General features: G+C 71.9%; 17 protein-coding genes. 11 read left to right on the top strand and 6 right to left on the bottom strand.

Annotation, left to right across the window (positions count from 1 at the left end; all coding sequences use genetic code 11):
* From FB453_RS00190 to FB453_RS00150, 9 genes are all read left to right on the top strand, one after another.
* Nucleotides 1-2190 (top strand): putative bifunctional diguanylate cyclase/phosphodiesterase, encoded by a 2190-nt coding sequence (locus FB453_RS00190; RefSeq protein WP_486480115.1) that lies wholly within the window; start codon nt 1-3, stop codon nt 2188-2190.
* Between the two features lie 46 nt (nt 2191-2236).
* Nucleotides 2237-2737 carry a DUF456 domain-containing protein gene (locus FB453_RS00185; RefSeq protein ID WP_091400349.1) on the top strand — a complete coding sequence of 167 codons (501 nt, stop codon included), beginning with the start codon at nt 2237-2239 and terminating at the stop codon, nt 2735-2737.
* A 352-nt stretch (nt 2738-3089) separates the two neighbouring features.
* Nucleotides 3090-4676 carry an amino acid permease gene (locus FB453_RS00180; RefSeq protein ID WP_145786680.1) on the top strand — a complete coding sequence of 529 codons (1587 nt, stop codon included), beginning with the start codon at nt 3090-3092 and terminating at the stop codon, nt 4674-4676.
* A 126-nt stretch (nt 4677-4802) separates the two neighbouring features.
* Nucleotides 4803-6167 carry a glutamine synthetase family protein gene (locus FB453_RS00175; RefSeq protein ID WP_145786678.1) on the top strand — a complete coding sequence of 455 codons (1365 nt, stop codon included), beginning with the start codon at nt 4803-4805 and terminating at the stop codon, nt 6165-6167.
* A gap of 33 nt (nt 6168-6200) precedes the next feature.
* A complete protein-coding gene (locus FB453_RS00170; RefSeq protein WP_373861089.1) occupies nt 6201-7547 on the top strand; it encodes an aldehyde dehydrogenase family protein in 1347 nt (448 codons plus the stop codon).
* Between the two features lie 5 nt (nt 7548-7552).
* Nucleotides 7553-8320: a 3-oxoacyl-ACP reductase gene (locus FB453_RS00165; RefSeq protein ID WP_145786676.1), complete on the top strand. Its 768-nt coding sequence runs from the start codon at nt 7553-7555 to the stop codon at nt 8318-8320.
* 53 nt (nt 8321-8373) lie between these two features.
* Nucleotides 8374-9069 (top strand): gamma-glutamyl-gamma-aminobutyrate hydrolase family protein, encoded by a 696-nt coding sequence (locus FB453_RS00160; RefSeq protein WP_112601978.1) that lies wholly within the window; start codon nt 8374-8376, stop codon nt 9067-9069.
* Nucleotides 9070-9116: 47 nt separating this feature from the next.
* Nucleotides 9117-9668, top strand: a complete 552-nt coding sequence (locus tag FB453_RS00155; RefSeq protein WP_112586524.1) for a pyridoxamine 5'-phosphate oxidase family protein — start codon at nt 9117-9119, stop codon at nt 9666-9668.
* A 193-nt stretch (nt 9669-9861) separates the two neighbouring features.
* On the top strand, nt 9862-13521 hold the full coding sequence (locus tag FB453_RS00150; protein WP_145786675.1) for a SpoIIE family protein phosphatase: 3660 nt from the start codon (nt 9862-9864) through the stop codon (nt 13519-13521).
* 26 nt (nt 13522-13547) lie between these two features.
* Here FB453_RS00150 and FB453_RS00145 read toward each other — a convergent pair whose 3' ends face one another.
* Nucleotides 13548-13862, bottom strand: coding sequence for an STAS domain-containing protein (locus tag FB453_RS00145; protein ID WP_186717967.1), 315 nt, complete (start codon nt 13860-13862; stop codon nt 13548-13550).
* A gap of 95 nt (nt 13863-13957) precedes the next feature.
* Between FB453_RS00145 and map the strand changes: the two genes are divergently transcribed.
* Both map and FB453_RS00135 read left to right on the top strand, forming a co-directional pair.
* Nucleotides 13958-14815, top strand: a complete 858-nt coding sequence (map, locus tag FB453_RS00140; RefSeq protein ID WP_091400357.1) for a type I methionyl aminopeptidase — start codon at nt 13958-13960, stop codon at nt 14813-14815.
* The gene (locus FB453_RS00135; RefSeq protein WP_091400358.1) at nt 14812-15525 is read left to right on the top strand and encodes a VIT1/CCC1 transporter family protein; all 714 of its coding nucleotides are present in this window, start codon (nt 14812-14814) and stop codon (nt 15523-15525) included. The genes map and FB453_RS00135 overlap by 4 nt, the downstream gene beginning before the upstream one ends.
* A gap of 6 nt (nt 15526-15531) precedes the next feature.
* Here the strand turns inward: FB453_RS00135 and FB453_RS00130 are convergent, their stop codons facing one another.
* The 5 genes from FB453_RS00130 to FB453_RS00110 form a co-directional block, all read right to left on the bottom strand.
* A complete protein-coding gene (locus FB453_RS00130; protein ID WP_112601981.1) occupies nt 15532-16260 on the bottom strand; it encodes a nucleotidyltransferase domain-containing protein in 729 nt (242 codons plus the stop codon).
* Between the two features lie 92 nt (nt 16261-16352).
* Nucleotides 16353-16853 carry a nitroreductase/quinone reductase family protein gene (locus FB453_RS00125; RefSeq protein WP_112586532.1) on the bottom strand — a complete coding sequence of 167 codons (501 nt, stop codon included), beginning with the start codon at nt 16851-16853 and terminating at the stop codon, nt 16353-16355.
* Between the two features lie 74 nt (nt 16854-16927).
* Complete coding sequence (locus FB453_RS00120; RefSeq protein ID WP_145786672.1) at nt 16928-19702, bottom strand: FtsX-like permease family protein; 2775 nt, start codon at nt 19700-19702, stop codon at nt 16928-16930.
* The gene (locus tag FB453_RS00115) at nt 19699-20457 is read right to left on the bottom strand and encodes an ABC transporter ATP-binding protein (protein WP_112586536.1); all 759 of its coding nucleotides are present in this window, start codon (nt 20455-20457) and stop codon (nt 19699-19701) included. The genes FB453_RS00120 and FB453_RS00115 overlap by 4 nt, the downstream gene beginning before the upstream one ends.
* Nucleotides 20430-21032, bottom strand: coding sequence for a PadR family transcriptional regulator (locus FB453_RS00110; protein ID WP_112699916.1), 603 nt, complete (start codon nt 21030-21032; stop codon nt 20430-20432). The genes FB453_RS00115 and FB453_RS00110 overlap by 28 nt, the downstream gene beginning before the upstream one ends.
* Between the last annotated feature and the right edge of the window lie 47 nt (nt 21033-21079).

Genomic DNA, 21079 nt, shown 5'->3' with positions numbered 1-21079 from the left:
GTGGCCGCCGTCCCGGACCCCGCCGGGGTCGATTCCGGCCGGGACCCCGCCGGGGTCGTCGCCGGTCGGGCGGACGCCCAGGGGTACGCCGCCGACTGGGCCCGCGCGGTGCGCCGGCTCGGTTTCGTGCCGCTCAGCGTGGCCGAGACCGAGCGGCTGCTGCTGGCGCACACGATCCGACTGGCTCAGGCGGTACGGGCGGAGCCGTTCAGCGCCTACCCGGCCGAGGAGGTCGGGCGGGCGCTGGTGGAGGCGCACCTCACTGAGCCGCAGGCCCTGGAGTGGACGCTGCACGCGCTCGGCGCGACCTTCGGGCGTCGGGTGCTGTGCGACGGTGACCGGCCGGCCGACCTCGCCGACCGGATCGCGGCGTTGCAGGGCGGGCTGGCCGCCGGGTTCGCCCGTGCGCTGCGCGACCGCACCTTCAGCCAGCAGGAGCGGATCGCCCGGTCCGCCTGGCAGGCGCGCGACGAGGTCGAGCAGGCGCTACGCGAGAGTGAGGCGCGGTTCCGGGCGGTGTTCACCGGCGCCGCGATCGGGATCGGGATCGCCGGCGTGGACGGTCGGATCATCGACGTCAACCAGGCGTTCGCCGACATGCTCGGCTACTCGATCGAGGAATTGCGCGAGATCAACGTGGCGTCGCTGTTCCACGCCGACGACGCCGCCGGGATGTGGGAGCTCTACCAGGAGCTGATCGAGGGAAAGCACGACGCCGCCCGGGTGGAGAAGCGCTACCACCGTAAGGACGGCACAGTGGTCTGGACGGATCTCGCCGTATCGCTGATCCGGCACGATGGCCGGCCGCGATTCACCGTCGCGATGATCGAGGACATCACCGAGCGGTACGAACTCCAGCAGCGGCTGCGCTTCCAGGCGCTGCACGACCCGCTGACGGGGTTGCCCAACCGGACGCTGTTCTTCGAGACGTTGGGACGGGTGCTCGACACCGCGGGCACCGGGCAGCGGGTCGGGGTGTGCTTCCTCGACCTGGACGGCTTCAAGGCGATCAACGACAGTCTCGGCCACGACCTCGGTGACCGGCTGCTCGTGATGATCGGCCGGCGGCTGGCCGCGTGCGTGGCCGACCACGGCCACCTGGTCGCCCGGATGGGCGGCGACGAGTTCGTGATCCTCGTCGACGGAGGGGACGACACCGACGACCCGGTCGCCGTCGCGCAGGCCGCGCTGGCCGCCGTCGCGGCCCCGGTCCACGTCGGCGAGCACCAGTTGGCCGTCTCGGCCAGTGTGGGCATCGTGCAGTGCCCGGCCTCGGAAACCAGCGCGTCGGAGCTGATGAAGGCCGCGGACACCACGCTCTACTGGGCCAAGGCGGCGGGCCGGGGCCGGTGGGCGGTCTACGACCCCGAGCGCGGCGCCCGGGACATCGCCCGCTCGGCGCTGGTCGCCGGTCTGCCCGCCGCACTGGAGCGGGGCGAGTTCGTGCTGCACTACCAACCGATCGTGTCGCTGCTGGAGGGCACCATGCTCGCGGTGGAGGCGCTGGTCCGTTGGGAGCATCCGGAGCTGGGCCTGATCGGGCCGGACCGGTTCATCGGCCTGGCCGAGGAGACCGGCCTGATCGTCCGGCTCGGCGAGTGGGTGCTGCGGCGGGCCTGCGAGGACGCCGAACGGTGGTGGCGGGAGTTCCCCGACGCCAGGCTGGTGGTCAGCGTCAACCTGGCCGCCCGGCAGGCCGACGAACCGGCCATCGTGGACACCGTCGCCGACGCGTTGCAGACCAGCGGGCTGCCCGCGGAGCTGCTCCAACTGGAGCTGACCGAGAGCGCCGTGATGGGCAGTGCCGGTGAACCCCTGCGCAGCCTGCACCGGCTCGCCGCGCTCGGCGTCCGGCTGGCCGTGGACGACTTCGGCACCGGGTACTCCAACCTGGCGTACCTGCGCCGGTTGCCGATCCACTGCCTGAAGCTCGCCGGTCCGTTCGTCGAGGGCATCCGCGCGGACGGGACCGACGTGGCGGCCGACCACCGCGACGAACGGATCGTCGACGCGTTGGTCCGGTTGGCGCACGCCCTGGAGTTGTGGGTCACGGCCGAGGCGGTGGAGACCGGCGTGCAGGCGGAACGGCTGCGGGCGCTGCGCTGCGACACCGGGCAGGGCCGATACTTCGGTGCGCCCGCCCCGGCCGACGTGATCACGGCCCGGCTGCGCGGCGGAGCGTTGGCGTGAGTGGGGGACCGTTCCGGTCCGGAGGGTGGCGACGGAGGGTGGCGGCGTGGACCTGACGGACTCGCAGACGGCGGTGACAGTGGTGGCCGGCCTGGCCATCCTGGCCGGGTTGGCCGGCGTGGTGGTGCCCGGTCTGCCGGCGCTGCCGCTGTGCTGGGGCGGCGTGCTGCTCTGGGCGGTCTTCGGCGGCGCCGGCCTGGGTGGCTGGGCGGTGTTCGCCGCCGCCACAGTGGTCGCCGGGGGCGGCGCCGTGATCAAGTACGCGTGGCCGGGCCGGAACCTGAAGCGCACCGGTGTCCCGACGTCCACGCTGCTCGCCGGCGGGGTGCTCGGCATCATCGGCTTCTTCGTGGTGCCGGTCGTCGGCCTGGTGCTCGGCTTCGTCGCCGGGGTGTGGGCGGCCGAACGGCTCCGGCTGGGCAGTAACCAGCTCGCGTGGCCCTCCACCGTGCAGGCCCTGAAGGCCGCCGGCCTGTCGATGCTGGTGGAGTTCCTGGCCGGCCTCCTGGTCGCGGCCCTCTGGGTAGCCGGCCTCCTCCTGACCTGACCCACGCCTTTAGCGGGTTGATCAAGAGCTTTCGGTCGGGCACGGCCGGAAATCTGACGCAAACCTCTTGATCACGAGGGGGAGTGGGGCGCGGGGCACTTTTCGGGTACGGCGGAATGGCCGTACGTGAGAGAGAGGCGTGCCCCGCGCCACCGGGTCGGGCGGTCCGAGCGCCCGGGGTGGGCCCTTGTCGGGCCTGGTCACCGGTCCAGGATGCCGGCCGGGGAGGCCGATCGGCAACGCAATTAGCCCGACGGCGGTGAGATTCCCACCGACTACGTATTGACCGCCTTGATCGGCCGGGACGACACTTTGCCCACTCGCACGCGGAACCACCTCAGGGAGGTGTGCAGTGGCCACGACACCCGTGCCGACCGCCGAGCAACCAATGGACGAGGATGCCCGACGGCTCGCCGAACTCGGCTACAAACAGGAGCTGCGCCGCAAGTGGAGTGGCTTCTCCAACTTCGCCATCTCCTTCTCGATCATCTCGATTCTGGCCGGCTGTTTCACCACCTTCGGTCAGGCGTGGAACAACGGCGGGCCGGTCGCCATCTCCTGGGGCTGGCCGCTGATCTCGCTGTTCATCCTGATCATCGGCTTCTGCATGGCGGAGTTGGTGTCGGCGTACCCGACCGCGGGTGGGATCTACTGGTGGGCGGCCACCATGGGCCGCCCGGTGCACGGCTGGTTCACCGGCTGGCTGAACCTGATCGGTCTGGTGGCGGTCACCGCCTCGGTGGACTACGGCTGTGCGACGTTCCTCAACCTCACTCTGTCGGCGCTCTTCGACGGCTGGGCCGGGACGCTGCGTCAGGCGTTCGTTCTCTTCGTGATCATCCTGGTGCTGCACGGGCTGATCAACATCTTCGGGCACCGGATCATCGACGTACTCCAGAACGTCTCGGTCTGGTGGCACGTGGCCGGCGCGGCCGTCGTGGTCGCCATCCTGGTCTTCGTGCCCGACAACCACCAGAGCTTCCAGTTCGTGTTCACCGAGCGGTTCAACAACTCCGGCTTTGGCGACGGGGACATCGGCGGACTGACGTTCTGGTTCTACGTGCTGCCGCTGGGCTTCCTCCTGACCCAGTACACGATCACCGGCTTCGACGCCTGCGCGCACGTCTCCGAGGAGACCCGGGGCGCCTCCCAGGCCGCCGCCCGCGGACTCTGGCAGTCGATCTTCTACTCGGCGGTCGGCGGCTGGATCCTGCTGCTGGCGTTTCTCTTCGCGGCCACCGACGTCGAGGCGGTCAACGCCGCGGGCGGCTTCTCCGGCGCCATCTTCGAGTCCGCGCTGACCCCGGTCTTCTTCAAGATCGTCATCATCATCTCGACCATCGGCCAGTTCTTCTGCGGCATGAGCTGCGTGACCTCGATGAGCCGGATGGCGTACGCGTTCAGCCGGGACCGTGCCGTACCCGGATGGCGGCTGTGGTCGAGGGTCGACCGCAACGGCACCCCGGTCAACGCGATCATCGGCGCCACAGTGGCCGGCCTGGTGCTGACCCTGCCTGCGCTGTACGAGAGCTCCGCCGGTATCCCGATCGCCTTCTACGCGGTCGTCTCCGTCGCGGTGCTCGGGCTCTACCTGTCGTTCCTCATTCCGATCGCGCTTCGACTGCGGATGGGCGACCGGTTCGTCCCGGGGCCGTGGAGGCTGGGCCGCAAGTACAAGCTGCTCGGCTGGATCGCGGTGATCGAGATCGCGATCATCGCCGTCTACTTCGTGCTGCCGATCGTGCCCGCCGGGGTGCCCGGCAACGACGAGTTCACCTGGTCGGCGGTGAACTACGCGCCGCTCGCCGTCGGCGGGGTGCTACTGGTGGTCGCCGTCTGGTGGTACGCCTCGGCCCGCAAGTGGTTCACCGGTCCGGTTCGTACCGTCGAGGAACCCGCTGTGGCGGCCGACCCGGCGCCGGTCGACGGCCCGGTCTGATCGGCACCCGGCGGGACGGGCGGTGCTGCCGTCCCGCCGGCCGGCGGCCGGGTTTGCCGCACGTGCCGCCGGGGGCATTGACGGTGATCCGGTTTGCCAGTAGACCTTGGTGATGGAGGCCCGCGAATGAGGAAAGCTCCGCTCACGCTGGAACAACTGCGGGTCGCCGTCGCCGAGGGTGAGATCGACACCGTGGTGTTGGCCCTCGTCGACATGCAGGGCCGGTTGCAGGGCAAGCGGTTCCACGCGCCCTTCTTCCTCGACCAGGTGGTGACCAACGGCAGCGAGGGCTGCAACTACCTGCTCGCCGTGGACGTCGACATGAACACCGTCGACGGGTACGCGATGTCGAGCTGGGAACGCGGCTACGGCGACTTCGCGATGGTGCCGGACTTCGCCACGTTGCGCCGGGTGCCCTGGCAGCCCGGCTCCGCCCTGCTGCTGGCCGACCTGACCTGGCTCGACGGCTCGGGTGACGTGGTCGCCTCGCCCCGGCAGATCCTGCGCCGGCAGCTGGACCTGCTGGCCGAGCACGGGCTGACCGCGTACGCCGGCACCGAGTTGGAGTTCGTGCTGTTCCGCGACTCGTACGAGGACGCCTGGCAGCGTGGCTACCGCGACCTCACCCCGGCCAACCAGTACAACGTCGACTACTCGCTGCTCGGCACCGCCCGGGTGGAGCCGCTGCTGCGCCGCATCCGCGTCGAGATGGCCGGCGCGGGGCTCACCCCGGAGAGCGCCAAGGGTGAGTGCAACCTCGGGCAACACGAGATCGCCTTCCGGTACGACGAGGCGGTGGCCTGCGCCGACCATCACGTGATCTACAAGAACGGCGCCAAGGAGATCGCCGCCCAGGAGGGGATGTCGATCACCTTCATGGCCAAGCCGAACGAGCGGGAGGGCAACTCCTGCCACATCCACTTCTCACTGCGGGGCCAGTCCGGTTCGTCGGCGATGCTCGGCGACGGACCGGCGCACCTGTCGCAGACCGGGCAGCGGGTGCTCGCCGGGCTGCTGGCCACCATGCGGGAGTTCAGCTTGCTCTTCGCCCCGAACATCAACTCCTACAAGCGCTACCAGCCGGGATCGTTCGCCCCGACCGCGCTGCGCTGGGGTGTCGACAACCGCACCTGCGCACTGCGGGTGGTCGGGCACGGGCAGGGCATGCGCGTGGAGAACCGGGTGCCCGGCGCCGACGTCAACCCGTACCTGGCGATCGCCGGGCTGGTCGCCGGGGCGTTGCACGGCATCGACGGCGAGCTGGGGCTGGGTGCGGAGTGCACCGGCAACGCGTACGACGACCCGGAGGCCGAGCGGGTTCCCGGCACCCTGCGCGACGCCCTCGCCCTCTGGGAAGGTTCCACTGTGGCCCGGGAGGCGTTCGGCGCCGAGGTGGTGGCCCACTACGCCAACCAGGCGAGGGTCGAGCTGGCCGCCTTCGACGCCGCGGTGACGGACTGGGAGCTGACCCGTGGCTTCGAACGCCTCTGACCACGTGAGGATGGAGGTGGCGGTGTGACGGTCCTGGTGGACCCGGCTAGCGGGGTGGGGTTTCGGGAGGTTGCGGCGGCCTCGGTGGACGAGGTTGACGCGGCCATCTCGCGGGCGGCTGCCGCCTTCGAGACCTGGCGTCAGGTGGGTGCGGGTGATCGGGCACGGTTGCTGCGGCGGTTCGCCGCCGTGGTCGACGCGCATCTGGACGAGTTGGCAGTGCTGGAGGTGCGCAACTCCGGGCACACCGTCGGCAACGCCCGGTGGGAGGCGGGCAACGTCCGCGACGTCCTGGACTACTACGCCGGCGCGCCCGAGCGGTTGACCGGGCGGCAGATCCCGGTGCCCGGCGGGTTGGACGTCACCTTCCACGAGCCACTCGGTGTGGTCGGCGTGATCGTGCCCTGGAACTTCCCGATGCCGATCGCCGCCTGGGGGTTCGCCCCGGCGCTCGCCGCCGGCAACACAGTGGTGCTCAAGCCCGCCGAACTGACCCCGCTCACCGCGCTGCGCCTGGCCGAGTTGGCCCGCGAGGCCGGCCTGCCCGACGGCGTCTTCACCGTCATCCCGGGCGAGGGCTCGGTGGTGGGGGAGCGGTTCGTCACCCACCCGGCGGTCCGCAAGATCTGCTTCACCGGCTCCACCGAGGTCGGCACCCGGATCATGGCCGGCTGCGCCGCCCAGGTGAAGCGACTCACCCTGGAGTTGGGTGGCAAGAGCGCGAACATCGTGTTCGCCGACGCCGACCTGGAACGCGCCGCCGCGACCGCACCGGGCGCGGTCTTCGACAACGCCGGCCAGGACTGCTGCGCACGGTCGCGGATCCTGGTCCAGCGTTCGGTGTACGACCGGTTCCTGGAACTGCTCGAACCGGCGGTACGCGCGGTTCGGGTCGAGGACCCGTCCCGCGACACCGCCGAGATGGGCCCGCTGATCTCCGCCGCCCAACGGGACCGGGTAGCCGGTTACCTCGCCGGGGCGACTGTGGCCTTCACCGGCTCCTGCCCCGACGGCCCCGGGTTCTGGCACGCGCCCACAGTGCTGCTGGCCGACTCGCCGGCCGACCGGCACTGGCGGGAGGAGATCTTCGGCCCGGTGGTCTCGGTGCTGCCGTTCGACGACGAGGCGGACGCGGTCCGGCTCGCCAACGACACCGAGTACGGCCTCTCCGGCTCAATCTGGACCCGGGACGTGGGTCGGGCCCTGCGCCTGGCCCGCGCCGTCGACTCGGGCAACCTCAGCGTGAACTCGCACTCCTCGGTGCGCTACTGGACCCCGTTCGGCGGGATGAAGCGCTCCGGGCTCGGCCGCGAACTGGGCCCGGACGCGCTGCACTCCTTCACGGACGTCAAGAACGTGTTCATCGCGACGGAGGAGTGACGCCAGTGCAGGGTCGGTTGCAGGACCGGGTGGCCGTGGTCACCGGAGCGGGCAGTGGCATCGGGTTGGCCACCGTGCGGCGTTTCGCCGCCGAGGGGGCCCGGGTGGTGTGCGTGGACATCGACGCGGCGGCCGGTACGAAGGCCGCCGAGGAGTGCGGCGGAGAGTTCGTGGCCACCGACGTGGCCGACGAGTCGGCGGTACGCGACCTGTTCGACGGGGTGGCCGACCGGCACGGCCGGGTGGACATCGCGTTCAACAACGCCGGCATCTCCCCGCCGGACGACGACTCCATCCTGGACACCGGCCTGGACGCGTGGGAGCGGGTGTTACGGGTCAACACCACGAGCGTCTACCTGTGCTGCAAGTACGCCATTCCACACATGCGTCGGCAGGGCAAGGGCTCGATCATCAACACGGCCTCGTTCGTGGCGTTGATGGGTGCGGCCACGTCGCAGATCGCATACACCGCGAGCAAGGGCGGGGTGCTGGCGATGACCCGGGAGTTGGGTGTGCAGTTCGCCCGTGAGGGCATCCGGATCAACGCCCTCTGTCCCGGCCCGGTGGCCACCCCGTTGCTGCTGGAACTCTTCGCCGCCGACCCGGAGCGGGCCGCCCGTCGGCTGGTGCACGTGCCGATGGGACGCTTCGGGCAACCGGAGGAGATCGCCGCCGCGGTGGCGTTCCTGGCCAGCGACGACGCCTCGTTCATGACCGCCGCGCAGTTCGTGGTCGACGGCGGCATCACTGGCGCCTACGTCACGCCTCTGTGAGCGCGAGGAGTGAGCCGGGTTTGCGAGCCCCGCAGTCGCGAACCGTGCCAGCTATGAGAAGGCCGCTGATCGGGGTCAGCGCGTACGTCGAACCCGCCGACTGGGCGGTCTGGCGGGGTGTGCGGGCGGTGCTGGTGCCCGAGGCGTACCCGCGGGCGGTGGCGGCCGCGGGTGGCCGGGCGGTGGTCCTGCCACCGGACGACGTGGACGCGGACGTGGTGGCAGTCCTCGACGGGTTGCTGTTGGCCGGTGGCGCGGACGTCGGCCCGGGGCGGTACGGCCAGCCGCCCGACCCCCGTACCGAGGATCGGCCGGACCGGGACGCCGGCGAGTTGACAGTGTTGGCCGCCGCGCTCGCCGCCGAGGTGCCGGTGCTGGGCGTGTGTCGGGGGATGCAGTTGCTCGCTGTCGCGTACGGCGGCACCTTGCACCAGCACCTGCCCGACGTGGTGGGTCACGAGGCGCATCGCCCCGCGCCCGGGGTGTACGGGGCGCACGCGGTGCGGTTCGCGCCGGGGAGCCTGGCCGCCTCGGTGCTGGCCGGTGTCGACCAGGTCAACTCGTACCACCACCAGGCGGTCGCCGATCCGGGCCGGCTCACAGTGACCGGTTGGGCGGGGGACGGCGTGGTCGAGGCGGTGGAGGACCCGGCCCTGCCGTTCGTGCTCGGAGTGCAGTGGCATCCGGAGAACGAGTCGGATCCAGCCCCGATCACCGCGTTGGTGCAGGCCGCCGGCCGGCGGGTGTGACTGAGATCGCCCCCGCCCGTCGATGACACCGGTGGAAGGATCGGGGCATGGGCAAGGTTTATCCGGAGATCGACTGTCGACTGCGTGACTTCATCGTGGCGCAGCCGCTCTTCTTCGTGGCGACCGCCCCGTCCGGGGTCGAGGGGCACGTCAACGTGTCTCCGAAGGGCATGCGGGGCACGTTCGTGATCCTCGGCCCGCACCGGGTGGCCTACCTCGACTATCACGGCAGTGGGGCGGAGACCATTGCCCACCTGCGGGACAACGGCCGGATCACGCTGATGTTCTGTGCCTTCGACGGCCCGCCGAAGATCGTCCGGTTGCATGGTCGGGGCAGCAGCGTCGCGGTCACCGAGGACGCCTTCGCCGATCGGCTCGCCGAGTTTCCCGCACCGCCGGACGTGCACGCCGTCCGGGCGGTCATCACGGTCGAGGTGGAGCGGGTCAGTGACTCCTGCGGATACGCGGTGCCACTGATGGACTTCCGCGCCGAACGTGATCTGTTACTCACCTCACACTCTCGCCGCAGCGCCGATGATCTGGTCGCCTACCGGGCCACCAGGAACGCGGCAAGCATCGACGGACTGCCGGTCTTCTGACTCGTCAGAGCGTTCCGCCCGCCGCCGTTCGACGCCGCCGTCCACCCGCACTGTCCGGTGCCCGACGACCCAGGCGTACGTAACCAGCGTCCGTCGCTCGTGATGCGTTACGTTGCTGGTCCGCTGGGGTACAAGTCGAAGCACGGCGGGTGAAGATCAACGGTCGAGGGGTACGGCCGGAGCGGGAGGCTGCATGAGCTCGGCCCAGGGGGGCGCGGACATCGGGCATCCCGCCCTGTCCGGTCGCAAGACCCCGCCGATGCTGGCGGCCGCGTTCGCGGCCGGCGGCGAGATGGGCGAGCGGCTGGCCTCCTTCGACTGGTCCTCCGGTCCGCTGGGCGAGCCCGGTCAGTGGCCTCCGGCGCTCTCCAACGCGGTCGGCATGATGCTCGCCTCCAGCGCGCCGATCGTCATGTTCTGGGGCGACGAGCAGTTGGCCTTCTACAACGACGCCTACCGGCCGACCATCGGCGGCAAACACCCGGACGTGATCGGCCAACCGGCCCGCGCGAACTGGGCGGAGACCTGGCCGGTGCTCGGCCCGCTGCTCGACAGCGTCCGGAGCACCGGCCGCTCCTATCGGGGCGAGGACCATCCCTTTCTGCTGGACCGTTACGGCTTCGTCGAGCAGACCTACTTCAACGTCTCGTACGACCCGATCCGGGGGGACGACGGCTCGGTCAGTGGCGTCTACTGCATTGTCAGCGAGACCACCGGGCGGGTGCTCGGCGAGCGTCGACTGCGAGCGCTGTCCGAGCTGGGTGCCGAGCTGACCGATATCGGCAGCGCCACGGAACTGGGTCGGACCGCCGCCGGGGTGCTCGGCCGGCACCGGGCGGACGTGCCGTTCGCCCTGATCTATCTGGCTGACGACAACGACCAGCTCACCCTGGCCGGTTGCACCGGCACCACCCCGCCCGCCGTCGATGTCACAGCGCAGTTGTTGGCCCGGCTGACCGCCGATGGCGCGCCTGCCACGATCGAGGTGGCCGCTCTGTTCGACGCGTTGCCTGTCGACGCCGCCGACCAGGCCCTCGTGCTGCCGCTCACGGCGACCAACCAGACCGTCGGCGCGCTGGTCGTCGGCGTGGCCCGTCAGCTGCCGCTGAGCGACGACTACCGCGACTTCCTCGGCCTGGTCGCCGCCCAGATCTCCCGGGCGGTCGGCATGCAGCGGGCGTACGAACAGGAACGGGCCCGCGCCGCCGAGCTGGCCGCGCTGGACCGGGCGAAGACCAACTTCTTCGCCAACGTCAGCCACGAGTTCCGCACCCCGCTGACCCTGGTGCTCGGCCCGCTGGAGGACATGCTGGCCGACCCGGAGCTGCCCGCCGCCGAAACCGACCGGCTCACCATGATGCACCGCAACGCGCTGCGCCTGCTCAAGCTGGTCAACACAGTGCTGGACTTCTCCCGACTGGAGTCCGGTCGGCTCGCGGCCCGCTACCAGCCCACCGACCTCGCCGGTTACACCGCCCGGCTGGCCAGTACCTTCCGCTCGGCCATCGACCGGGCCGGGTTGCGACTGGTGGTGGACTGTCCGCCGCTGCCGACACCGGTCTTCGTCGACCGGGACATGTGGGAGAAGATCGTCCTCAACCTGGTGTCGAACGCGGTCAAGTTCACCTTCGACGGCGAGATCCGGGTGCGGATCCGGGCCGTCGAGGGCGCGGCCCGGCTGGAGGTGACGGACACCGGCGTCGGCATCGTGCCGGACGAACTGCCGCACGTCTTCGAACGGTTCCACCGGGTGCCCGGGGTGCGGGCACGCACCCACGAGGGCACCGGCATCGGCCTCGCGCTGGTCCGGGAACTTGTCGAGATGCACGGCGGTGAGGTCGGGTTGACCAGCAAGGTCGACGTGGGCAGCACCTTCACGGTGACCGTTCCGTTCGGCTCGGCGCACCTGCCGGCGGACCGGGTGGCGGCGTTCGACCCGCTGCCCGTGGGTGAGCCCGAGCAGGCCCGGCTCTTCGTGGCGGAGACCGCGCTGTGGGCCGGTGTCGCGTCGGCACCCGAGCTCGACCGGCAGCCGGCGAAGGGCACCTCGGCTGGCCGGATCCTGGTCGTCGACGACAACGCCGACCTGCAGGAACACGTCAGCCGGCTGCTCTCCCCGACCTGGGACGTGGTCACCGCGAACGACGGGCTCGATGCCCTGCCGCTGGCCCGCGAGGGCGGGTTCGACCTGGTGCTCACCGACGTGATGATGCCCCGGTTGGACGGGTTCGGGCTGGTGAGCGCGTTGCGCTCGGACCCGCGTACCCGGCATGTGCCGATCGTGCTGCTCTCCGCCCGTGCCGGCTCCGCAGAGGCTGTCGCCGGTCTCGCCGTCGGCGCCGACGACTACCTCACCAAGCCGTTCTCCGCGCAGGAGCTGATCGCCTGGGTCCGGGCCAACGTCGAGCTGGGCCAGCTGCGCGGGCAGATCATCCGCCGGCTCCGGGCGCTGGCCGACGCGGCGGTGGCGGTGAACACCGCCCGATCCACAGCCGATGTACTCCAGGTCGCCGCCCGGCACGCGTTGAGCCTCGTCGAGGCGGCTCGGGTGGTGGTCACCGCCGCAGAGGCGCGCTTCGAGGCGGACAGCGGCGGCACCACCGCCACCGACCCGTCCTTCGTGACCGAGCTGACCGGCACGACCGGCAAGCAACTCGGTGAGCTGCAGGTCTGGCGGGCAGCCGGCGACGAGGCGCAGGCCGACGACGCCGCGTTGACCCAGCTGGCCCGGCTCGTCGGGGTGCGACTGGAGAACGCCCAGCTCTACGAAGCCGAACACCGCATCGCCACCACCCTGCAGCACAGCCTGCTGCCCCGGTCGCTGCCTCAACTGCCCGGCGCGGTGGTGGCCAGCCGTTATCTGCCCGGCAGCGCCGACGTCGAGGTCGGCGGCGACTGGTACGACGCGATCGCGCTGAACGGCGACGAGCTGGTGCTGGTCATCGGCGACGTGGTCGGTAAGGGCGTCCGGGCCGCCGCAGCGATGGGGCAGCTGCGCAACGCGCTGCGGGCGTACGTGCTGGAGGGCTTCGATCCGGGTGAGTCGCTGACCCGGCTCAACCGGCTGGTCGGCTCCACCGAGGGCCGCTCCTTCGCGACGGTGGTCTGCCTGCTGTTCAACCCCCGCACCGGTCGGCTGCGGTACGCGAGCGCCGGTCATCCGTCCCCACTGTTGATCACCGGAGGCGACGTGGCGTTCCTGCACCATCGGGCGCTCGGTCCACCGGTCGGCGCCCTACCCAACGCGACGTACGAGTCGGTCGAGGGCGAGTTGCCGGCCGGCACTCGACTGCTGCTCTACACCGACGGGCTGATCGAGGACCGTCAGCTCGGCGTCGATGCCTCACTGGCCCAGCTGCGCATCGACGCGGCCAGCCCGAGTGAGCACGTGGTGGACCTGATCGACGCGGTCGTGGAGCGGGTCACCGTACGGCCGCGCCGCGACGACGTGGCGGTTCTCGCCCTGGAGGCGGCGGAGCTGAACCGCTTCGCGCTGCGGCTACCGGCGGACCCGACCCGGCTCAGCGTGCTCCGGAAGCGGCTGGAGGACTTCCTGATCGCGCACTCCGTCGGCGAGACCGACCTGTTCGACCTGACCGTCGCCGTCTCCGAGGCCGCCGCCAACGCCATCGAGCACCCGGTCCACCCCGCCGAGGCCATGATCAGTGTGGAGGTGGCCATCGAGGATCGGACGGTGACGGCCACGGTGCGCGACAGCGGACAGTGGCGGGAGTCGACCGGCTCCGGCTTCCGGGGCCGCGGCCTGGCCCTGATCAGAGCGCTGGGCGAACTGTCGGTACGGCGTACCGCTGAGGGCACCGAGGTGACGCTGCGCAGGCAGTTGCATGACTGACCGCGCGCCCGGCGGTGGCCGGGTGCCTAGGCCGGGTCGAGCCAGCTCTGCTCGCCGAGGCCGGAGATCTCCAGCACCCGACGGACCTGCCGGGAGGGGCGAACGGTGAGCCGGCCCGGCAACTCCTGGGCGAGCCGGACCAGGGCGTGGATGGCGGCCGAGTCGAAAAAGGTGACAGCACTCAGGTCGAGAGTGATCTTCCGGGCGGGCTCGCGCAGCGCCGTCTGGAGCATCGTGTCCGCGGTCGCCATGTCGACCTCGCCGGCCACCACGACGTGGAGGTGGTCACCGTCGATCTCGGCGCTGGCGGAGAAGACGGGCGGTGCTCCCCCTTGATCCACGCTGACACCATGGCACAGCCACCCTGGCAGGGCAACAACCTCCACCGGGCGGCCGTGGCGCGGGTCACCAGCGGCCCCGGCGATAGGCTTGCGGCATGACCGTCCGTCCGCCGCTGACACCAGGCACGCTCTCCCCGATGCGACCGGTGCCACCCCAGATCGCCCGACCCGAGTACGTGGGCAAGGCGCGTCCGCGGGAGTGGCGTGGCTCGCACGTGCAGACGCCGGAGACCATCGAGAAGATGCGGATCGCCAGCCGGCTCGCCGCCCAGGCGACCCAGCTCGCCGGCGAGCACTGCAAGCCCGGCGTGACCACCGACGAGATCGACAAGGTGGTGCACGAGTTCCTCTGCGACCACGGCGCGTACCCGTCGACGCTGGGCTACAAGGGCTTCCCGAAGTCCTGCTGCACCAGCCTCAACGAGGTCATCTGCCATGGCATCCCGGACACCACGGTCCTGACCGACGGCGACATCATCAACGTCGACGTGACCGCGTACATCGGTGGGGTGCACGGTGACACCGACGCCACCTTCTGCGTCGGCGAGGTCAGCGAAGAGGCCCGGCTGCTGGTCGAGCGGACCCACGAGGCGATGATGCGCGGCATCCGCGCCGTCGCCCCGGGGCGCCAGATCAACGTGGTGGGCCGCGTCATCGAGTCGTACGCCAAGCGGTTCGGCTACGGCGTGGTCCGCGACTTCACCGGCCACGGCATCGGCGAGGCCTTCCACAGCGGCCTCTACGTGCCGCACTACGACAGTCCGCGCCCCACTGACATCATGGAACCCGGCATGACGTTCACCATCGAGCCGATGATCACCCTCGGCACCTACCAGTACGACATGTGGGACGACGGGTGGACAGTGGTCACCAAGGACCGGAAGTGGACGGCGCAGTTCGAGCACACCATCGTGGTGACCGACGACGGCCACGAGATTCTGACCCTGCCGTGACCGACACCCCAGCGGCGCTGCGCGAGGCGCACCACGCGGACGTCTCCGGCGGCTGGCTGCGCCCGGCCGTCTTCGGCGCGATGGACGGCCTGGTCACCAACATCGCACTGATCGCCGGCGTCGGCGGCGGCGGGGTCTCGCCCCGCAGCATCGTGCTCACCGGCAGCGCCGGCCTCGTCGCCGGTGCGATCTCCATGGGCCTCGGCGAGTACACCAGCGTGCGCTCCGCCAACGAGCAGGTCGCCGCCGAGGTGGCCAAGGAGCGACGGGAACTGGAACGGCACCCCGAGGCGGAGGCCCGGGAGCTGGCCGACGCGTGGGTGGCCCGGGGCCTGCCCCGGGACCTCGCCACCCAGGTCGCCGAGGCGGTGCGGCGCGACCCGGAGGAGGCGCTGCGGGTGCACGTCCGCGAGGAGTTGGGCGTCGACCCTGACGACCAGCCCAGCCCGTGGGCCGCGGCGATCTCGTCGTTCCTGTTCTTCTCGATCGGCGCGCTGGTCCCGCTGCTGCCGTACCTGCTCGGCGCCACCGAACTGTGGCTGGCGCTCGCCGTCGGCGGGCTCGGGCTGTTCGCCGCCGGTGCCGTGGTGGCCCGCTTCACCCACCGTCCCTGGTGGACCAGTGGGCTGCGCCAGCTGCTGCTGGGTGCCGCGGCGGCCGGGGCCACCTACCTGATCGGCTCGCTGATCGGCGTACCGGGCGGGCTGTGACGCGCCTCAGGTGCTGAGCAGCTCGTCGATCGTGCCGTCGACCGCACGACCACGGGCGGCCAACTCCTCGGCCTGCCGGGCCAGCACCACACCCACCTCGGTCATGTCCGCGCCGGCCAACCCGGTGCGCCGCACCGCGTCCCCCGGGTCGCGGAAGTACGTGCGACTCAGCAGACCGTTCACCGTGGCCGCTGCCAGCCGAGCCTCACCGAGCATCAGCAGAGCCTGATCGGTCTCGTACCACTCGGCGAGCCGGGCCGCCCGGGAGTGCGCCGCGCTGCCCCTGTACCACGCCTGGCGGGCCGCTGTGCTGAACTCCGCCGGCCGGGCCCGAGCCAGCCGGCCGAGGTGCTCGTCGCGCAGCGTCCGCAACCAGCCCGTCGGATCGTGCAACGCCTGCGTGGTGACGTACCGGTCGGCGGTCAGCGGCCAGAGCGGGGAGAGCACTCGGGCCTGGGCCAAATAGTCCTCGGCGGCGGCCACCGTCAGATCGACGAGCACCCCGTCCACCCGCCGGGTTGCCGGCGGCGGGCCCGTCCCGGGCCGATAGGTGACCACCAGCATTCCCGCCTCGCGGTCCCCGCCGCCGTCGTCGTCCCCGTGCGCCAGAGGCCCGTGCACCGCGATCGCGAGCGCATCGGCCGGGAACCGCCGTCGGACCGCCTCGGCGACCCGCTCCGCGACCGTCCACCGTCGATCGTCGACGCCTCGGTCGACACCGGCCAGCTCACTCACCGGGCCAGCTCTGTTCGCGGCTGCGGGGCTCGCAACCCCGGCTCACGCCTCGCGCTCACGGGACCACCTCGCTTTGGCTACCGAGCGTCAGCCTAGCCAGCCGACGGCGGAGCTTCGGGTGCGCCGCGCCCGGTCGGGGCCAGCCGGAAGATGTGGATCTCCCGGCCACCGGCCCGCTGCACGTACGTGTGGTACGCGGGCCACGCGGTGACCAGCAGCTGCCACAACCGGTCCCGTTCGGCGCCGGAGGCCCGCTCGGCCCGCACCGCGACCCGCCGGCCCTTCACGTCCACCTCGGCGGCGGGATCGGCGAGCAGGTTCATCGCCCAGCCGGGGTGGTGGGTCTGCCCCCAGTTGGAGCCGATCACCACGTACGCGTCGCCGTCGGGCACGTAGAGCAGCGGATTGCTGCGGGGCTTGCCGGAGCGGCGGCCCGTTGTGGTGATCAGCAGGGAGGGGAGGAGGCCGAGCGCGACCACCCGGCCCCGGGTGAGTCGACCAACCATCCGATCGGCCGGAACCAGCAGGCGCGCGGTGGCGCCGAACCAGCGTTGATGACCGACTCGACGGACGACATTCCTGAGCACTGACACGCCGATCAGTCTGCCGGCTGCCCGGCCCCGGCGGCACCCCCGCGCGGTCCCCTTTCGGTCGCCCGGCGGATCGGTCAGTCCAGCCGCCGTTCGATCGGCAGTCGGGCCCGGGTGAACAGGCCCGCCCCGAGCATCGCCACCACCGGCACCAGCACCAGGACCCCGAGCGCGGGCCACGGCACCAGAAAGGGGTACGGATCTGATACCGGCCAGTCGCTGGCGTACTGCCGGTTCACCGATGTCAGCACGATCGCGGCGGTGCCGAGACCGGCCACGATGCCGAGCACCGAACCGAGACCGGCGATGACCCCGGCCTGGCAGATCGCCAGCAGCCGGCGTACCGCTGGGGCCGCGCCGACGGCCGCGAGGGTGGTCAGCTCGGCGCGTCCCTCGGCGGCGGCGAGCGCGGTGGCGATCCCGGCTGCCCCCACGGTGATCAGTCCGGCCGCCGCCGCGAGCAGCAGGAGCAACGGTGAGACGTCGCGTGGGGCGCCACCGCTCTCCACGCTCAGCGCGAGCGTCCCGAATGGCCGCAGGACGGCGCCGAACCGTGCCTGTTGCTCCTCGTCGGGCGGGGTCGTGGTGCCGATCACCCAACCGGTCTGGGACCAGCTCAGGTCGAGTTGGCGGGCGGCGGCGGCGGACAGCAGCAGACGGGACTGGCCGGTCGCACGGGGCAGCGCGTACCCCGGAAGATCGTGGACGGTGATCGGCCGGTCCGGCCCGGCCTCCACCTCGCCGACCCGGACGGTCACCAGGCCGTCGTGCAGGTAGCGCGGGTCGGTCACCACCACGCCGCCGGCGCGCAGGACGGCCGTGGCGGCGGCGGTCGTGGCCGGGTCCACGCCGGTGAGCAGGGGCAGTGCGGTCCCGTCGTCGACTCCGGGTTCCACGTACCCGCCGAAGTAGTCCGCCTCGCGGATCTGGCAGCGGGGATCGGCGCGGGCCTGCTGGCGCTGGGCCGCGGGAAGTTGAACGCCGGGCTGCCAGGGGCAGGCCCGGGTCAGCGGGAGCACCGGTGCGATGTCGCAGTAGCCGGTGCGCCCCGCCCCGCAGGTTGGCGTCTGCACCGGGGCGACAGCGCCGACCCCGAGTTGATTCCGGGCCGCGTCGGTGATCTGGGCCAGCGTGGGCTGCCCGGCCGATCCGACCGGGTTGACCATCACATGGCCGGTCGGCAGCGCCGGCCGGTAGGCGCGCGCGTCGCGGGCGTCGTCGCTGGCCAGGTATCCGCCGAGGGCGACGCTGCTCGCGACGGCGGCCATCACGGCGCAGATGGCCGGCGCCGCGGCTGCCCGGTTGCGGCTGGCATCGCGCAGCGCGATCCGTGGTGCCAGCGGCAACACCCGGCCGAGGCGGGCGAGCACCCCGAGCAGCGTGGGCGTGCAGCAGACCAGGCCCAACTCGCCGAGGATCAGCCCGGTGAGAACCACCGCCGGCGAAGTCTTGGTGGCCCCGAACGCCGCCAGCCCCGCCCCGCCGACCACCAGTGCCAGTCCGAGAGCCAACCACCGGCCCGGGGATTTCGCCGGGGTGCGTCGTCCGGCGAGCCCGGCGCTGACGTCCTGCCGGGCGGCGGTCCAGGCCGGTGCCAGCGCGGCGAGCACCCCAGCCAGCACCGCGACGCCACCGAGCAGGACCAGCGCGCTCGGCCAGCAGCGGTAGCCGCCGAAACGGGCGCTGAAGACGTACTGCTCCATCAGCGGGCGACCGGCGAACGCCGCGCCGACGCCGACCAGCAGGCCGGCGGCGGCCCCGAGCACACCCAGCACCACACCGTCGGCCAGCACGACCCGGCGAAGCTGGGCGGCGTCCCCGCCCGCCACCGCGACCAGCGCCAGATCCCGTCGGCGGCGACGGACTCCGACGGCGAAGGCCGGCCCGACCAGCAGGACGACCTCCAGCAGCCCGAGGCCGGCGATCAGGACGACGGTGCCCAGGTCGTTCGGGTTGTCCCCCATGATCGACCCGAGCCATGTCCGGTCCGTACCGGTGGCCGAGCCGAGGTGCCGCGCGGTGACCACCACCCCACGGTCGTTGAGCCGGGACACCAGCGCCGCGTCGACGGTGCCCGGCACGTCCGCCAGCCAGACTCCGTCCGGCTCCGGGCCGGTCGATGGCACGGCCCCCGGGTGCAGCGCCACCACCGGTCCGAGGTCGTCGGGAAACTCGACCACCCCCACCACGGTGTACGCCCTGCTCCCGTCGGCGGCGGCTACGGCGTGGCCGAGGCGCAGGTCCAGGCGACGCAGCGCCACCGGACTGACCGCGACCTCACCGGGCTGCTGCGGCGCTCGGCCGGCCCGGAACCGCACCAGCCCGCGGGCCAGCGGATCGCTGAGGTCCAGCACCCGACCGTTCACGACCTCGTCGCGGTGCGGGCCGCGCAGGTTCAGCGGGACGTGCTGACGCACCTCGGTGACCCGGCTGCCCGGCCCGAGCAGTGCCGTCAGCTGGGCCGCGCTGACCTTCGCTGGGGGCTCGCCGTCGCGGGTGTACCAACCCTCACCCCACTCGTCCTGCCCCACCGGGCCGTTGGCGATCCACTGCAGCTGCGCGTCGGCCACGCCGAGCCGGCGCTCGATGCGTTCCTGTGGGGTCAGCTCGGCCATGTCGTAGCTTGCCGCCAGGAAGGCCAGCGCCGCCACCGGCATGGCGATCATCGCGAGCACCAGGGCGGTCCGCCGCCGGGACCGGCGCGACTCCCGCCGGGCGATCCGCAGCGCTGCCCGCCAGGAGCCGGTCAGCTCGGCGAACCGTCGTCGGCCGACCGGGGCGGGCGGCGCGACCGGCCGCGGCGTCGCGGTGTCGGCCCGACCGGGGACCCGCGTCGAACGGCGAGTGGTCACCGGTCGCTGCCGGACAGCAGCTGCTCGACACTGCCCAGCGGTGCCGTCGTGTCGACCAGCACGCCGTCGCGGAGGAACACCACCCGGTCGGCCCAGCCGGCGTGCCGCGCCTCGTGGGTGACCAGCACTCCGGCGGCTCCGGCGTCGATCCGGCGGCGCAGCAGGTGCAGCACCGCCTCACCGGTCTGGGAATCCAACGCCCCGGTGGGCTCGTCGGCGAGGACCAGCCGGCGTTCGCCCACCAGTGCGCGCGCGATCGCCACCCGCTGCTGCTGCCCTCCGGAGAGCTGGTCCGGGAAACGGTCACCCAACGCGGGCAGACCCACCTCGGTGAGCGCGGCCATGGCCAGTGCGCGGGCCCGACGTCCGCTGGTCCCGTCGAGTTCCAGTGGGAGCGCGACGTTCTCCAGTGCGCTCAGACTGCCCAGCAGATTGAGCTGCTGGAAGATGTAGCCGATCCGACGGCGGCGCAGCTGGGCCAGCCCGCGGCGGTCCAGGGCCCCCAGCGGTTGCCCCTCGACCCGGACCTCGCCGCCGGTCGGACGGTCCAACCCACCGGCGAGAGCCAGCAGGGTCGATTTGCCGGAGCCGGACGGCCCCATCACGGCGACCAGCTCGCCGGGCCGGACGACCAGGCTGACGCCGCGCAGCGCGTGCACCGCCGCCGGCCCGGCGCCGTGGGTGCGGTGGACGGCGCGTAGCTCCAGCACCGCGTCGTCCGATCCGCTCACCGTCTTGCCTCCTCGCCGGCCCATCGAGCCGCGTCCCGCGCGTCGGCGTCATCGGGTCGGGGAACGGGAGGCGCCGGGCCGCTGGGTTGGTGCCGGACCAGACTGGTCTCGCAGTGGTCCAGCCAGCGCACCTCGGCCTCCGCCTGAAACACCATCGAGTCCAGCACGAGGCGCCAGGGAAGGTCCTCCGGCCGGTTGCTGCCGTACTTCAACCGGGTCAACTCCTGAAGGGCCCGCATCGTCGCGCTGCGTTGGGCCTGCACCACCGACCGGACGTCGACCCCGGGGGTGGTCAGCGCCAGCGCCAGCTTGATCGCCAGCTCGTCGCGAGGGCGGTCGGTACGGCTGATCGGGGTGGCGAACCACAGCGCCAGGTCCGCCCGGCCGGCGTCGGTGATCTCGTACGGGCGCTGCCCGGCCTCGCTCTCCGGCAGCGGGCGCACCAGACCGTCCCGTTCCAGCCGGGACAACGTGGTGTAGACCTGCCCGATGTTCAGTGGCCAGGTCGAGCCGGTCGACTCCTCGAACGCGGCGCGCAGCTGGTAGCCGTACATCTGGCCGCGTTCGAGCAGGGCGAGCAACCCGTGACGGATGGACATGGCAACGGAGTATGCATACCTGGTATGCGTACCGCAACCGGAGTGGA

It is taken from the genome of Micromonospora sp. CNZ322, from assembly GCF_007827755.1.
The sequence above is the reverse complement of the archived record's forward strand: the minus strand, read 5'-3'. Positions and strand labels throughout refer to the sequence as shown.

Excerpts from the sequence above, each read along its gene's own strand:
- FB453_RS00160 (WP_112601978.1), top strand. The coding sequence starts at position 8,374 with ATGAGAAGGCCGCTGATCGGGGTCAGCGCGTACGTCGAACCCGCCGAC.
- FB453_RS00155 (WP_112586524.1), top strand. The coding sequence starts at position 9,117 with ATGGGCAAGGTTTATCCGGAGATCGACTGTCGACTGCGTGACTTCATC.
- map (WP_091400357.1), top strand. The coding sequence starts at position 13,958 with ATGACCGTCCGTCCGCCGCTGACACCAGGCACGCTCTCCCCGATGCGA.
- FB453_RS00115 (WP_112586536.1), bottom strand. The coding sequence starts at position 20,457 with ATGGGCCGGCGAGGAGGCAAGACGGTGAGCGGATCGGACGACGCGGTG.
- FB453_RS00150 (WP_145786675.1), top strand. The coding sequence starts at position 9,862 with ATGAGCTCGGCCCAGGGGGGCGCGGACATCGGGCATCCCGCCCTGTCC.
- FB453_RS00110 (WP_112699916.1), bottom strand. The coding sequence starts at position 21,032 with ATGTCCATCCGTCACGGGTTGCTCGCCCTGCTCGAACGCGGCCAGATG.
- FB453_RS00175 (WP_145786678.1), top strand. The coding sequence starts at position 4,803 with ATGAGGAAAGCTCCGCTCACGCTGGAACAACTGCGGGTCGCCGTCGCC.